Origin of the sequence: Alicyclobacillus sp. ALC3 (assembly GCF_028751195.1) — a bacterium.
In the GTDB taxonomy this organism is placed as follows: Bacteria; Bacillota; Bacilli; order Alicyclobacillales; family Alicyclobacillaceae; genus Alicyclobacillus_L.
The window spans coordinates 4,403,722-4,418,357 of record NZ_CP066784.1; the positions used below are offsets into that span (position 1 = coordinate 4,403,722).

Consider the following 14,636-nt stretch of genomic DNA (forward strand, 5'->3'; position numbering starts at 1 on the left):
TTAATAAAAATTGAAACTGGTCCATAACCCAAAAAGTGGAACGCTCGAATTGAATCGTACGTAGATAAAGAGACCATTATCGTGAATGGTGGGGTGTGGGTAGTAAGGACTGGCGTATTGTTCTGTGTCACGCCACCGGGATCTCCGCAGTATGGTTGATCCAAACCAATGTCTTAGAGTGCCAGACCCTGATTCCGGGCCTGCCGCGCCACGTTGGCGCGTGTCGGCCGAAAAGAGGGAGATGCGATATACATCACTTGTATTCAACTGCAGATGCGAACGTAGGGTAAGTATGGGTGCGTATAGTGTATCCAAATCATGGACGCGCCCGTTTACTTCCGCCCTTAACCGTGAATTGGAGAATGAAACCAGTTTGCCGCCCGCCTGTTTACCTAACACAGCCCCAGCGCTATACAGACTTTTTTTCAGCCGAGGGAACTGGTTCACCGCCATCAACTGCTCTCCTGTGCCCAACCAGATGGGGCTTAAAACACCTGGTTCATTGAGGAGGTTTTCATGTGTGAACCAAAGCGTCGGAACCTTCCTGTTTCGGAACCACTCCTTCAAATACCACTTCCAATACGACCGGATTTTTAAGGCACGAAGATTTGTTTTCGTGACAAACAACACATTCACCAAATCGGCACTCTGGCCCCATAATTCCCCAATATGATCACCATAGTTTCTGAGTTTGTTTTTTATTATGCTCATATGTTCGGTTTCTGTATCGTGTTCAAGCAGCAGTTCGACATAGCTTCCGTCCACGAATCGATAGATCCCTTCGCCATCCGGTCGTAAGGGTGTTGTTCGTCTCGCCTTCTTCTCCATGGCAAAGCTCTCTGTGGCTCCGCGCGTACCCAGTCATTCGATTAAAGCTTCTCCGGGACGGTCCAGGCTGCCCGCAATCGTGAAAATATCAAATCGTTCGCCATTCGGACTTGCTGACGTTTTGAAAGAAGAGTTATAGCGGCAGTGACCTCGGCCCAAAGATTACCCCAATTGGGTCGCTTGCCACATTGCTGTGGCTTCACGTTTTGGGGAAAAAGGGAATTCAAATTTCCTGGGGACAGTATTTTAAAACCGGGATTGTACTGACCATACCGGTCCTCTTCGTCACTTTATCTGGGTTGTACGTATGGCTGAGTTTGGTTCACTAAAAATCGTGCAGGGAATAAATGTCGCTGACCTATAATCTAATCCAAAGACCTATGAGGGAAAGAGGGAGAGATCAACGTGAAAAAACCTATTGTGTACTTCATCTGTACAGGGAACTCATGCCGTTCGCAAATGGCCGAAGGATGGGCACGCCACTTTGCCGGAGACAAAATTACAGTACTCAGCGGTGGGATTGAAGCTCATGGACTGAACCTGAAGGCGCTACAGGTGATGAACGAGGCCGGCGTGGACATTTCAAGTCACACTTCGGACTTGATTGACAACGACATTTTCAATCAATCTGATTACGCAATCACGCTATGCGGTGATGCATACGACAAATGCCCAGTGACGCCTCCCCACGTGAGACGCATGCATTGGGGGTTTGAAGACCCAGCTCGTGCGACAGGTACGGAACAACAAGTACTCGATAAGTTCCGAGAAGTCCGGGATGGCATAAAAGAACGTGTTGTTAAATTTCTAGAGGAGGAAATCCAGCATCAGTGATCAACGCATGCAGGTTGCTGTCAGTTGCGCGGATTTAGAAGCCTCTTTAAAGTGTTACCGTGCTTTCCTTTGGACTGAACCGAATTAAGAGAACTACCGGGGGTTGGACCTCAAAGGAGCCAATGCTTCACTTTTCATTGAATGTTCGTCCGTTTGAGAAAAATGGGATACCCAATCACATTGAGGAGATGACCAACATGCGACAAGTAGTTGTCGTTGGAACGGGACCGGCAGGACTGACTGCAGCGATTTATTTGGCGCGGGCAAACCTGAGTCCACTTGTGATTGAAGGGAATGAACCAGGTGGGCAGTTAACGCTGACCACGGAAGTGGAAAACTTTCCTGGATTTCCGGACGGGATTACGGGACCAGAGTTAATGAGAAATATGCGCAAGCAAGCTGAAAAATTCGGAGCGGAGTTTTCGCGTGGCTGGGTGACACAAGTGGACCTTTCGGGAAATGGATTTAAACTTCAAGTTGAAGGCATGACCGAGTTAGAAACCCGATCTTTAATTCTCTCGACGGGTGCCTCTGCAAAAATGCTCGGAATCCCGGGTGAGAATGAAAATATTGGGCGTGGCGTGAGTACCTGTGCGACTTGCGACGGATTCTTCTTTAGAGGTAAGAAAATCGTTGTTGTTGGTGGTGGTGATTCTGCGATGGAAGAAGCGAATTTTTTAACAAGATTCGCTTCAGAGGTGCGTATCGTTCATCGAAGAAATGAGTTGCGTGCATCGAAAATTATGCAAGACCGTGCACGTAACAATCCTAAAATTACTTGGAGCTTGAATTGCATACCCGTGGAAGTAGAGTCGGACGGAAACCGTGTGAAAGGACTCAAGGTGATAAATAATGAGACGGGCTTGGAAGAAACGATTGCGACGGAAGGTATCTTTGTTGCGATCGGATACCACCCCAATACACATTTCTTGAATGGGCAAATTGATACCGATGACCTCGGATACATTGTCGTGAAGCCTGGCACAACCGAAACGAATATTCCTGGCGTATTTGCGTGCGGGGATGTACAGGATCACAAATTCCGACAGGCTATTACAGCAGCGGGAACTGGATGCATGGCAGCATTGGAGTGCGAACGATTTTTAGAAAGTGTGGCTGCACATGACGAGTTGGAGGTATAACTATGCAGATTACAGATGCAGGAAAAACGTTTATTGAAGACGTCTTGAAACAGAACAATGCCAATTGTATCCGAGTTGTGTTTGCTGGACAGGGATGTTGTGGCCCGAAATTGGGTCTTTCTCTTGACGAACCACATGATGATGATGTTGTACAAATACTCAACGGGATCAAGGTTTCCATTGAAAATCGTATTGTGCCGCATACGACAAGTCTTACGCTAGACTTTCGGACGACAGAAGTAGGGTCAGGGCTTGTGATGGCTGGACAAAGTAATTGTTAAGGGATCTCATTAAACGTCGTGCGTCTCGGGAGTTTAAGCCGAGGCGCTTTTTCGTGCGTCCGGCATGGGCGTTGTCTCTACGGTGAAAGTCCGGAATGGTGAAGGTAGCAGTAGTCAGTAGCTTAAGCCAAGGGTATCTATCGCGAGGTGGAATCTGAAGAAAGGCAGCGGCCGACCTCCGGCCAGAGGTTCACGAACTTGAATTGAGGCTAACGACAGTTGGGCGAGTTTGCGAAATAAGGCTCAGCCCATGCTACCGAAGGCTGTCGAGAGTAAGGAGTGGGTAGGTGGAGGGAGAGACAACGTTCTTATCCCTTGGCTTGGACAGCAGTAGATCTCGTAACCTCTTGCTGCGCCTGGCGTTTCGGGACGTAGGATAACTTCGCGTAGTGCCTACAGCTTTTCTGGGATATCTCTTGAATCAGGGATGGAACGTTGCAACCTAATGCTTTGAGAATTTGACCTTATCTCAGGTGTAATCTTCGTTCTTGCCGGATTGGCAGGTCACCAAGTGCATCACGTTCATTAGTGCTAGGTGGTCAATGACAGAATGTGCGGTCAACAAGCCCTACATTGATTCGTTCTATGTCTCGGGGCAGTATAACAGGTGTCAAGGGCTGAGAACCTGGCGTAATGATGTGGGAACGAAAAATGATTCCATGTATTACCTCGACATGCACTGATAAGTCAATACTTTTCGCGGCGTTGGTGTATCATAACGGTAAACCCATCCAGGAAGGATGATTCAACCGTGAAACCCAACAACAGCGAACATAAATTCACCAACCGCCTCATCCACGAAAAATCCCCATACCTCCTGCAACACGCCCACAACCCAGTCGACTGGTACCCATGGGGCGACGACGCCTTTAAGATTGCCCGAAGATACAACCGGCCCATCTTTTTATCCGTGGGCTACTCGTAGCCCTGCGGGGCTACGAGTGGCAATATACGGTAATGGAGTAATATATGGACCTGTCACTGATGCCGAGTCCATATATTACTCCATTGGAGGGAGATGGAGGAAATATGGGTTCGCCGACTATTGCTATATTTACGGGTGCTACCTTGAAAGGGCAACAACCTGACCAGATAATAAAGGAGTCACAGGACCACCCGTTGAACGGGTGGTCCTGTGACTGGCATGTCAACTCATCATCCATGACTTTGAATATCAGTTAACTGGGATTAAAACGGTTTTGCAAACAGTATGCGTTCCTGTCCTCAGTGTAGCGATTTCCGTCAATGTAATTGGTTTGAAAGTTCCTCGATCTCTTCTCTGGACAGTCCCGATACTTCGCATATAGTCTTGATATCGAATCCTTTGAGGAGTAGCTGTTTAACTACCTCTCGTTTGCCTTCAATAAGTGCCTTTTGCTCCCGCAATTCTGCTTCTCGGATGGCAGCAGCCTCGTCCAGAATTGCCATGCGCCTGGAGTGGTACTCGGCCAGTGCTTGGGGGTCGCGACTGATGTCCTCCCATTTCTCGAATGCGTTCTTCATGACGGGATCCTCCTTTGCAATCGTCTCCAACTCACTTCGGATGTCATCATTGTCGGCCGCTTCTAGTAGCAGAAGCCAGCGGACGAGCCGGTCTTCATGTAGACTGACGGTACGCTTTCGCCAGTTCGTCATCAGTTTTGGGATCTCCATGAAGTGGATTTCCAATGTATCGGTGAGCAAGAACTGGTCGGTGTCCTCATATAGATGAAAGGTTGTATGATACGCCTCAGTGGCTCTTACGTAGCGGAAGTTTAAGATGTTTATGGTGATTGTCTGAGCCAGTTCTGAGTACGACATGCCCTTTTGCATTTGGTCTGAAAAGATGCAGGACCAATAATATAATGTGCGTTTCTCCATGTCATGGCGATTGGCAAGCTGGATTTCGATATTGATTCTAGTACCGTCTTCGGTACGCGCATGAATGTCTAAAATGGACTTTTTATCGTCCATGTACTTTGGGCCAAGCTCGGGGTTGATTAAGTCAATTGAGGTAATCTTTCCGCTTTCCGAGCGCTTCAATGCTGCGTTCAAAAATGCGATCAAAATTGGTTCGCTGCCTGGGCTGCCGAACAGGGCTTTGAATGCAAAATCAATTTTCAAATCCATGAGTGCCATGTAATCCACACCTTTAAAATCGGCCTTGACGATATTGTACCATGGCTCTTCGAGAATGTATCTGGGTCATCAAACTTACCGGAATTTAATCCGTATGTTGATTCCATATCCATCCCGCACATACTCAATCCGTTCAACGATCTGCTTGAGCAAGCGATTCTTCTCGACCGGTTTTGCATCGAGTTGCTCCCACACGTTGTTTAGGTTCTCGATGCGCTGTAGTCTGTCCCCATCGGATACGGGGCCACCAATCTGCAGGTTTTCTCTCAACTGCTGGGTTTCGTTCTCCTTCTTTGTAATGAGGTCCTTTTGACGCTCCAGTCGCGAACGATATTCCTGCTTGGACAAATCTCCGGACACGTAGAGATCCTTCAGCCGGGAAATGCCTTCGTGTAAGTTTTCGAGTTCGGTCTCTCTCAGGCGTAACATCATTTGTGGGGTGACGTCATTCGATTCCGTTTCTTGAATCGGTCGTGATCGGATTTCTTCTTCGTACTCCCGCAAGCTCTCCAAGACAGATCGATCAACATGCTCCACGTCGCACCCAGGATTGCCGCAGCGATTTCCGAATGGATCGATTTTCTGGCACTTTTTCACGAGAACTCGCCCGTTCTCCTTGGGCTGAAATTGCAGTGCAGACCCGCACTTTCCGCAGAATATGAGCCCGGAATACGGGTACGTTCCATGTCGAGTTCGTTTCGCTTGGATGCGACGCTGCTCCAAGACCTTAATGATTTTTGCGTGTTCTTCAGGCGTCTTTACGGCGGGATGCGCGTTTTCAACCACAACCCAGTTCTCTCTAGAATTGATGCGAAAAGGTGCTGTCTTGCGGTTCTTGTGCAGGCCGCCGCTGGTCTTGCCATAGATGATACGCCCGAGGTGCACTTCGTTGAGCGCCAACCGGTAAACCACGCTCTCCTGCCACAGCTTTCCCTTGGGGGAAGGGATGCCGAGGCGATTGAGTTCCCAGCATATTGAGGCGCATGTTGCACCACTGAGGAGACGCTTCTTGATGAGTTGATAAATCTCGAGTTTTTCGGGATCGATGTCTAGGGATTTGGCTTCGGAATTGTAGACGTAAGGGAAGGGGGCGGGACCGTTCGTCCAGTGGCCGAGGCGAGCACCGATTTTCTTACCGCGCTGGAACCGCTTTTTGATCATGCGATACTCGTATCGGGCAAAGACGCCTTCAATGTCGGTGATGAGTTCCTGGTCTTCGTCGTTGAGGTCGTATACTCGGTTTGGCGTCACAACCAATGTGTTGGAGAGTTTGAGAATTTTCTCGACACGGGCGCGGTCTTCTTTATCGCCACGACTCAATCGATCGTAGTCCATGACCACCACTGCGTCGTAAAAGTCGTTCTCCACATCTTTGAGAAGACGTTTGAATTCCGGGCGGTAGTCGATGCTGTCAGAACTGCCAATCTCACGATAGATGACGTAGCGCCAGTTGTTCTTCCGTACGAGGTCGGTGAGGGCGGTTTCATGTTTGAGCAAGACATCCTCTTCTCCATCCGTGTCGTCGCGGCTCTTGCGCAAATACACGGCGACTTCGTAAATCTTCTTCTGCTCCAAGTGGATCACCTCGATGTTGGTGGAGTTCACATCAGCGAGTATGGCATCGGGGCTCCGTCACGTGTCGTTGTTCCTGTCTGGTCATGGAGCCCCGTTTGGATGTCCAACTTAGCTCTGCGTCGCGGGGCAGTCAACGGAAGGAGATGGAGGGGGAACACGTCGCGATCCGATTGTGAGACTGTGCCATGGACATGGTGAACTGGTGCGGTAGATGGGTGGGGGAAACGAGGTGTGTGTCGTGACCGCGAATCTGCGATTCAACGGCAGACGGGCAGGATTGCCAGGTGAAGCCTCGAGATTGTCGGCAACAAGTCCTTCTTATAGGCGGACTGACGAACAATCCGGAAACAACGTGGGGCGTGGGTGCAGAGATGTCTTGCGTTCACGAAGAAACGAACCGCGTATGGTTTCTGGCCCCATTCTACCTGGACGTGAATTTCGTCAATGATGAACCGCTCCGCACCCACTTGAAGATTCGGGACGTTTCGACGGTAGAGAACCCGAATCTCGCCGCCTCGATCTGAAAAGGTACAGCGTCGCCAGGCCTGATCCATGACAGAAACGCGCATGGGCGCGCGGTCCGGATGCCACGCCTGCAGCCAGCTATCCAAGACCTGGACTGAGACTGTCTTGGCGTCGGGTGGTATTCGGAAGGCGGAATGGATTGAAGATTGACCTGTTGTGTCCGGCATGGCCGTATCCCTCCAGCGGTGGAATGGTGCTTGGGTGTCCAAACTAGCTCTGTGTTGGCAGACAGTCAACGGCAGGGATTGGAGGGGGCCGTCGATCAGGCTGGCTACCTGAAGAGATGTCTCTTCTTCTACCCGGGTTTCACATTTGTTGCAGAGTATGGGGTTTCTTCGGCGCGTTTGCACGGGATGAGTGTGATTTCATGGCACGTGGAGCATGTGATCGTGATCCCGGAAGGTGTCACATGGATCAAATCTGGCCAGATCACGGAGTAGTGGCCAGAGGGACAGATGAACATCGGCTCTCTCATCTTGTTCACCCCTTTTCACGTGACTTAGCTCCTGCCGCACGCCGTCCGCTACTCGCCTTCATCGCCGGGACTCTTTTTGTTCTGTGGTTGGCCTCCTGAAAGCCACCAATATGGTCTACACGCAATGCGTCAAAAGCTCATGCCCTTGAGATGCTTGCGCTCTTCGTAAGTCCAATCGATGTCGTGATCGTGGAAGCAGGCATACACGTGTTCCACCACGGGGCGGTATTTCGCCGGAGGCAAGTCACGGTCCCAGCCTCGGTCATAATTGACCAGTGCATGAAGAAGGCCGTCCCCTTTCTTCGGGACGATCATTAAGGCGGAGATTCTGCCATCATTAATCCCGAACTTCGACGGCTCGTCGAACACGCGAGCATGCACGTAGTATCCGTCGACGACCCCTTCATACCAGGTTCCGCCGAATGAGCTTGGTTTCATCGCGAATTCGTACTGCAATGGGATCCCTCCTCGTTTCAGTGACCGCTTCACTCGCTCCTTTTCCCCATCAAAGAATGAAAAGTTGCAGGCAGCGTAACAAACGCGCTTTGGCGTAGAACAGGTGCGTTTCAGTCCTCCGGTTCAATACCGTAAAGGACGCCCTGTAAATACTCGTGGGCGCGGGAATCAGTTCTCGTCGACCACAAGGTATCCGAAGCCAGTACGGGTGATGGAGAACAGATATCCGTACGTTTTCTTGGCGTACTCGGCAATTTCAAGGGCCTCGTTTTTGGTCGCTACATGAAGTCGGCCTTCCTTTCGTATACGCCGGACCTCATTCTCAAGCGCTTGGTCGAGCATGTGGATCACCTCCTTTCGGTGGTTGTCCAAATTAACTCTCCTTTGGGCCGTACGCAAGCACCAGTTTGTTTAGTCAGGAGGAGGTGCCGTCGGCGATACGCTGGCTTTCGCCGCGAGGCTGAGGGACGGTGTGGGGGCCAATTTCTCAGGTGACGTTGGCAAAAACCAAGTGACGGGGAGTGGAGTTTTTCCCTCCGCAAGGCTTACAGCGACGTCGTTTGATTCGGTTTGCCCAATACGCTGACCGGCCTTCACGAGTGTTCCAGTCACCACACTCGGCGTTAGGCCCTGTTCTGTGAAGGTGAGTCCGTATCCGATGTCAATCGTCACACTCGTTCTCGAAACGCGTGTCACAGTTCCCTCGTGACCAGCTAGGACTTGCGATCCTGAGGGAGAACGAACCTTGACACTCAATGGCTCGTGTTGGCTGCCTGTCGGTACAACTGCCCAGCTATGGCTTTGCACCGGCCACACCCACTCAGAACTGAGTGGATTCCAAGCCTGATAGGTTTGCGCCAACTGAAGAACCTCGCGGACATAGTCGCTGGAGTGGTTGTATTGAAAGACGGCTTGGTACGGGTGTTTCTTTGCATCGTTTGCCGACAAGTAGTTCGCGGCGGAGAAGATGGCGTCGACCGGATCATACGGGTCAGCCCGACCGTCGCCGTCTGCATCAACCCCATAGGCAGCCCAGGTCGCTGGCTCAAACTGCATCCAACCGGTGGCCCCTGCTGAAGACACGGATAGGTTTCGACCAAAGTCTGTTTCTACGCGATTGATCCCCGCCAGAATGGCCCACGGGACGTGGTACTTGGCACCTGCCGCGTGGTAGATCGGAACGAGGTCTGGCGGGATCGGTTCGACAGCCGTTCCTGAGGCGAACGGAAGGGTATTGTCCCGGGATGAGATGATGACCCCAAGAGTTACGAGGAGCAGGAGAAACAGGAGGAGGACAATCACAACACCCCACACGCCAAGGAGCCCGATGATCCACAGGATGATCTTTCGTGCGGGGCGTTTCACGACTCGTCACCGCCATCGTCACTACGTCCCTTTGGACGAAAACGACGATAGACATTCTTCGCGAACCCGGTGGAGCGATTGACCGATGTAGTGGTTTCTCGCCAATGTTCGCGAACGTAGGTGACGGACGTATGCATCATCTCATGGGGAGTGGGTGCGCCAACCTTGCTAAGAACGGCACCGAGGATCCGCTTGCGAAACAGAAATGCGAGGAAGAAGAGTAGGGATAGAAACATCTGCTGTAGGATCAACAGCCCGGTCGTTTTGGTCAATACGTCGGCCATCAGCAACGTGATGCCAAAATAGAACCCATACACCACTTTGGTTCCGAGTGCGCCGATCAGCCAACCGAGCCAGGCGCGTACGAACGCGAATCCTCGGCCCGGCAGCAAACCGATGAGAAACACCAGCGGGGAGACCAGAATAAGCGCCAGGGCGATCTCCTGAGCGGCCACCAACATCCCTGCAATGACCGCGACAAACACGAGAAACATCACGGATGCGATGAGGGAAAATATCGCGATCACCATTCTTGGCACGACACTGCTCGCGCCAAGCACGTCTGGCATATCCGAGTGCCCACCGTGGTTGATCGACGGATTTCCAAGCGTCGTGGCGAGGATGTTTCGCTGTTGTGAGCCGTCCGGGAATGAACGCATGAGGGTCATCCAGTCTTCTCCCGGCGTCACCATCAGGGATACATGGTCTGAGGCCGCGGCCTTGGTCATCGCGGTCGCCTCGGCTGGCGTGACGCTGATGGGTTGTTGTTCTGTCCGATCAAACTCGCCGATGACCCATGGGCGTGTCACGAGTAAATCCCACACCTGATTCCCAGTGACCACAAGTTCTGTATCCGCTGCTTGATTGGGGGAGAGGGCGGAGGTTCCTTCGATTTGTTGAAAGGGTTGCGCCAGCGCCCCCATCGTCACCTGTGAGAGTTGGTCCATCGTATTGGACAGGAACCGAATATCGGTGCCGCTGTTCGTCATGAAAAAGAAGCCGCCTGCGAGTACCAAGACACTCGCCAGAATGCCCGACCACACCCGGGCCGTCTGGTTATCGACCATCGCCTTCTTCACCGCCCACGCTGCCAGCGCAATGAGGCTGAACGGGAGGAAACGGCCGAATAGACTATGGCGAAGGCCGATGAGGAGTGGAGTAATCGCAGCCAACTGGTCGTTCACCAGCTTCGTGTGAAACCCGAGTTCCGAGAGGAAGATGCCAAAGCGGGTGATGAAGCCTGCTCCAATAAACAGCCAACTCGCGATGGCGTCTCCAAGGTAGGGGATGGGGTCATTCAGACTCGGTTTGAGTCCGCCCCATTCCCAGGTGACAAGGCTGTAGCCAAGGTCGAATGCGTAGCGGTCGGGTGGGTAGATGCGGTAGGTTGGCGTGGTTTGGACGGACATACCGATTTGGTTCTCGGTCGGCAAAATTTGATTCATCATGGTAGTCGACGACGACGTGGTTGCGGCAAACGCTGGCTGTGCGACGATGAAGAAGCACGCCGCAGCGGCAGAACACACAAGGGCGATCATCCAAAACCGCCACTTTCGTTTCATGAAGAGGACCTCCCATCGACGGAGGTATTGAATATATCCAAGAGATCATCGGGGGTCGGATCGATGTGGATGCGCCCGACGCGGCCTTCGATGTCCTTCATAAAACAGTCCCCGGAGCGTAGGCTGCGAAACTCCTGCCACAGGCTGGTTTCGTCCGGATCAAGACCGAGCAGGATCGCGTTGTCACGGCTCGCACGGGGGTCCTCGGTACGGAAACAGAAGATGGCCCCAAGGTTGTTGCGGAGTTCTTCCTCTGCAATGTCTCCAGGGTTTTGCGTCACCAGGATCGGAACGACGCCATAGGAGCGGCCCATGCGAACCGTCTCGTCGATCAGCTGGCGTCCCTCGGGGAATGAACGAAGCAGCCAGGCTTCGTCGATCCCGAACAACTTCAGTCTGCCAGGAGCGGTATGAAACAGCCGTTCTCGACCCAGTGCGGCCATGAGGTACATCATGCCGACCCCGAACCGCTCATTGGGCGTGAGGCTCATGCTTTCTCCCGCTACGCGTTTCGGAAGAGGAAGACTTGCCAGACTAGCGACGACAAATCGGGTGCCGGGGAGGGAACTCTGACCCTCGTCTCGCGCGAACACGAGCCGTCCATAAGGGCTTTTCATGTAACCCTGAAGCCGCGTATGGCAACGCCGAGCTTCCACGCGCAGCGCCTCGTGACCACCGGACTGGGCGAGGTTTTGCATCTCACGCATGAAACGCGTTAAGTCACGTGGGCCGTTCGCGAACACCTTTTCAACCGCTTCCATGATGACATCCGCACGTTCGTCACTTCGCCCGCCGTCGAGCAGAAGACTCAGGTAATCGAGCGCGACGGCCTGAGCGCGTTCCTCACTCTGGGCCAGGCGAAAGGGGTTGATGCGCGTTCGGGATCCGGCAGACAAGTCTAGGACGGTGAGGTCTTTTGCGATCTCCGGGATTTGATAGAAGCACTTGTCCTCGTCCTTTGGGTCAATGCTGAAGATCGTGCCACCTCGGTTGTAGGCCAGATAGAACAGCAGTTTTTTGAAAACGGACTTTCCACCACCCAGGGTGCCGACGATGCCAACTGCGCCGCTTCGATTCATTTCACTGGACATGGGTCTCGCTAAATCCAAGAGAACCGGCGTCCCTTGCCCTGTGCGGCCAATGTAATCACCGGTTGGGTCACCGGCGTCCCGGCTGCCATGGGGGATGCCAGCCGCCAAGTAGCCCGGGTCCATCGGGATACCCCAGGGTTTCTTCAGAATGTCGGTCCCGGGGAAAAAGTCCATGAACCCTCGGACTTGGTCACCGGGTGAGCGGACAACGCGTAGGTGTTGGCTACTGCAAAGCTGGGCGAACTGCGTCGCACGCGCTTCCAGTTCCGTACGCGTTGGGGCGAAGACGGCAAAGGTGACGGTTGTATGCACGAGTGGCATGCCGCGTTGGAGCTTGTGCTCCAGAAGGCGCCCCCGGTCGCCTGCCCACTCCAGAGTGAGTGGCAGGTCTCCGGTCCCCTCGACGTATTCCCGCTGCTGGTCCTTGAGTGCTTTGCGGCTGCGTTCGAGTCCGGCAGCGGCCGTATGCGGCGCTTCGACATGGAGGTGGATGCTGTATTCCACCGGGTCGTGTAGGTCATCCAATCGGTACAGCCATTCCTGTCCCACGTCGGACACCTCTTCGGGAACGTCCACAAGAAAGTAGAAGGCTTGCCAACTGGCCTGCTCATCCTCGTCGTCATGACGGACAACCAGGGTCTTTATTCGTTCCTCGATCACGCTATCCCCGGAGATGAGAATGGGGAGTGAACTTCGAGGACGAATCATCACGCGCTCCCCACGTATGGCGATTTGATAACTCGGTTCAAGTCCCAATTGGGGCTCATGGACCAGACCTCGATGGAACGAATGACGAAGCAGCCATTCGATGTCGGAACTTTGCATGCGCTCTCCATTCAGTGCCGTCCGGACGGACTGTGCCACGAGCGCCTCGGCACCGAGCGCGTCCTCCAAGACCCTGCGGTCGACCTCACCGGATGGTCCAGCGAGAAACTGTTGCTCCAGTACGCGTCCGAAGCCCATTACCCAGTCGCGAAAGGACGAGAGGGTCTGCGCCGGGGACGTCAGGTGAAGGTCGGGTGGCGTGAACCGGGATCGCGGTAATTTGACGAGAAGGAACAACGAGCGTCGCCAGGGATGCGTATCGGCGACCTTGTGGATGACAGCTTCTCGGTACCGTTCAAATTCCTGACCGTGTTCTGTGTTCCGGGTGAACAACCCCGTCGGGCGGATTTCGTCCGTCAGCGAAAGAAAATGGCATGCGCCGCGATAGGTGTGCAGAAACTCTCGCAGGCTGTCCGCAATGGCTCGTTTTTTATCACCCGATTGAAAGGCGTACGGCTGCTGCGGAATGCGATATGCGGCCCAGGTCTGCAGCCGCATATCGAAAAGGACATTTTGCTCGTAGTAGAGAACGGGGCACTTCATTGGACACCCCGCCTTTGGTGCAAACGTGCTTTTGCGCTTGCAGCCTGCACGGTGATGTCTGCTGGGGTCGTCACCGTCCAGAACCAAGTGCGTCCTCGGCGCGTCGCACGAATATCCTCCACGCTTGCATGACGGCGAGAAGGCAGTGGCGTGAGGGAAAACCGATGGACACGTGCGTGCCAACGGATCTTCGATGGGGGATACACCCGAAGGACGGACCCGGGTTGGAGTGTACCCTGCAGGGGTTCCGCCATGAAGAATTTGATACAAAACTCGTTTTCCACATCGATTCTGTGAACCCGTCTCCCTCGGATGGACCAGTTTACCGTGCGCTTTGAGCGGGGCGGGGAAATACGCTCAAAGCGGCGGACGTATTTCTTGCTGATGAGGTATCGAAGGATGTCTCTGAGATACATCGATGTTGATTTACCCGCCGGGTCCAGCTTGTGCAGCAGATAGGCGAGTCCTGCCGGACCTACGCTCAGTGAGAGCGCGGGACCGAACGGCGAGACCCAGGCCAAAACCGGGATCACATAATAAAACAGTAGGAAGAAGGCGAAGGTTTGCACCCACAACAAGATGAGATCCCGGTCAATCGGCATCCAGAGCCGAATGTCTCCAATTTGATACAGGACGGTTTTGACGCGAAAGAGCGACCGGTAGGCCGCGTACCGCGTCTCCGTGGACTTTTGCATGGGTTCACCACCTTTTCGGCGTTCCGCGATCAACTGCCAACGTTGATGCCGAGTTTTTGCAGCAGGTAGGTCGCGAGGAATTCCGCGATTTTCGGGAAAAACACGAAGATGGCCAGAATGCACGAGAGGATGATGTGCGACCACAGATGGTTGTGTTCCCCTCTGGCGTATAACTTGACGCCACGGTAGACTGCGATGCAGAGAAACACCGCCTGCAACACATGTTCCGCCCAGTTGATGCCCGTGTTAATGAAGTCCACGAAGCTCACCTCCTTGTCCTCAAGGCGTAACCAGTCGTGCGGGGTCGTTGGAGCGCTCGAA

At 53.2% G+C, this 14,636-nt stretch carries 15 protein-coding genes and 2 pseudogenes; 7 read left to right on the forward strand and 10 right to left on the reverse strand.

Going from position 1 to position 14,636, the window contains the following annotated elements; all coding sequences use genetic code 11:
• Window positions 1–828, reverse strand: coding sequence for a replication-relaxation family protein (locus tag JC200_RS20510; protein WP_274433564.1), 828 nt, complete (start codon window positions 826–828; stop codon window positions 1–3).
• Window positions 829–968: 140 nt separating this feature from the next.
• On the opposite strand from JC200_RS20510, the pseudogene JC200_RS20515 reads away from it, so the two are divergent.
• From JC200_RS20515 to JC200_RS20535, 5 genes and pseudogenes are all read left to right on the forward strand, one after another.
• A pseudogene (locus JC200_RS20515) lies at window positions 969–1,157 on the forward strand (ArsB/NhaD family transporter); the annotation flags it as partial.
• A gap of 76 nt (window positions 1,158–1,233) precedes the next feature.
• Complete coding sequence (gene arsC / locus JC200_RS20520; RefSeq protein ID WP_443111850.1) at window positions 1,234–1,662, forward strand: arsenate reductase (thioredoxin); 429 nt, start codon at window positions 1,234–1,236, stop codon at window positions 1,660–1,662.
• A 197-nt stretch (window positions 1,663–1,859) separates the two neighbouring features.
• Window positions 1,860–2,804, forward strand: a complete 945-nt coding sequence (trxB, locus tag JC200_RS20525) for a thioredoxin-disulfide reductase (protein ID WP_274433565.1) — start codon at window positions 1,860–1,862, stop codon at window positions 2,802–2,804.
• Window positions 2,805–2,806: 2 nt separating this feature from the next.
• Entirely contained in the window at window positions 2,807–3,085 is a 279-nt protein-coding gene (locus JC200_RS20530) for an adhesin (protein WP_206652400.1), read from the forward strand.
• Between the two features lie 751 nt (window positions 3,086–3,836).
• Window positions 3,837–4,007: pseudogene (locus JC200_RS20535) on the forward strand (DUF255 domain-containing protein); the annotation flags it as partial.
• 320 nt (window positions 4,008–4,327) lie between these two features.
• On the opposite strand, the gene JC200_RS20540 reads toward JC200_RS20535, so the two are convergent.
• A complete protein-coding gene (locus JC200_RS20540; RefSeq protein ID WP_274433567.1) occupies window positions 4,328–5,203 on the reverse strand; it encodes an Rpn family recombination-promoting nuclease/putative transposase in 876 nt (291 codons plus the stop codon).
• Window positions 5,204–5,278: 75 nt separating this feature from the next.
• Window positions 5,279–6,778, reverse strand: coding sequence for a recombinase family protein (locus JC200_RS20545; protein WP_274433568.1), 1,500 nt, complete (start codon window positions 6,776–6,778; stop codon window positions 5,279–5,281).
• Window positions 6,779–7,062: 284 nt separating this feature from the next.
• On the opposite strand from JC200_RS20545, the gene JC200_RS20550 reads away from it, so the two are divergent.
• Together JC200_RS20550 and JC200_RS20555 are read left to right on the forward strand one after the other, a co-directional pair.
• Complete coding sequence (locus JC200_RS20550; RefSeq protein ID WP_274433569.1) at window positions 7,063–7,302, forward strand: hypothetical protein; 240 nt, start codon at window positions 7,063–7,065, stop codon at window positions 7,300–7,302.
• A gap of 198 nt (window positions 7,303–7,500) precedes the next feature.
• A complete protein-coding gene (locus JC200_RS20555; protein ID WP_274433570.1) occupies window positions 7,501–7,743 on the forward strand; it encodes a hypothetical protein in 243 nt (80 codons plus the stop codon).
• Between the two features lie 164 nt (window positions 7,744–7,907).
• On the opposite strand, the gene JC200_RS20560 is transcribed toward JC200_RS20555, so the two are convergent.
• The 7 genes from JC200_RS20560 to JC200_RS20590 all read right to left on the reverse strand — a co-directional run bounded on the left by JC200_RS20560 (window position 7,908) and on the right by JC200_RS20590 (window position 14,575).
• A complete protein-coding gene (locus JC200_RS20560; RefSeq protein ID WP_274433571.1) occupies window positions 7,908–8,234 on the reverse strand; it encodes a DUF7678 domain-containing protein in 327 nt (108 codons plus the stop codon).
• A 168-nt stretch (window positions 8,235–8,402) separates the two neighbouring features.
• Window positions 8,403–8,576 carry a hypothetical protein gene (locus tag JC200_RS20565; RefSeq protein WP_274433572.1) on the reverse strand — a complete coding sequence of 58 codons (174 nt, stop codon included), beginning with the start codon at window positions 8,574–8,576 and terminating at the stop codon, window positions 8,403–8,405.
• 69 nt (window positions 8,577–8,645) lie between these two features.
• Window positions 8,646–9,599 (reverse strand): lytic murein transglycosylase, encoded by a 954-nt coding sequence (locus JC200_RS20570; protein ID WP_274433573.1) that lies wholly within the window; start codon window positions 9,597–9,599, stop codon window positions 8,646–8,648.
• A complete protein-coding gene (locus tag JC200_RS20575) occupies window positions 9,596–11,161 on the reverse strand; it encodes a hypothetical protein (protein ID WP_274433574.1) in 1,566 nt (521 codons plus the stop codon). Before JC200_RS20575 ends, JC200_RS20570 begins: the two co-directional genes overlap by 4 nt.
• On the reverse strand, window positions 11,158–13,620 hold the full coding sequence (locus JC200_RS20580) for an ATP-binding protein (protein WP_274433576.1): 2,463 nt from the start codon (window positions 13,618–13,620) through the stop codon (window positions 11,158–11,160). The genes JC200_RS20575 and JC200_RS20580 overlap by 4 nt, the downstream gene beginning before the upstream one ends.
• Complete coding sequence (locus tag JC200_RS20585; protein WP_274433578.1) at window positions 13,617–14,315, reverse strand: TcpE family conjugal transfer membrane protein; 699 nt, start codon at window positions 14,313–14,315, stop codon at window positions 13,617–13,619. The genes JC200_RS20580 and JC200_RS20585 overlap by 4 nt, the downstream gene beginning before the upstream one ends.
• A 29-nt stretch (window positions 14,316–14,344) precedes the next feature.
• Complete coding sequence (locus JC200_RS20590) at window positions 14,345–14,575, reverse strand: hypothetical protein (protein WP_274433579.1); 231 nt, start codon at window positions 14,573–14,575, stop codon at window positions 14,345–14,347.
• Window positions 14,576–14,636 lie beyond the last annotated feature (61 nt).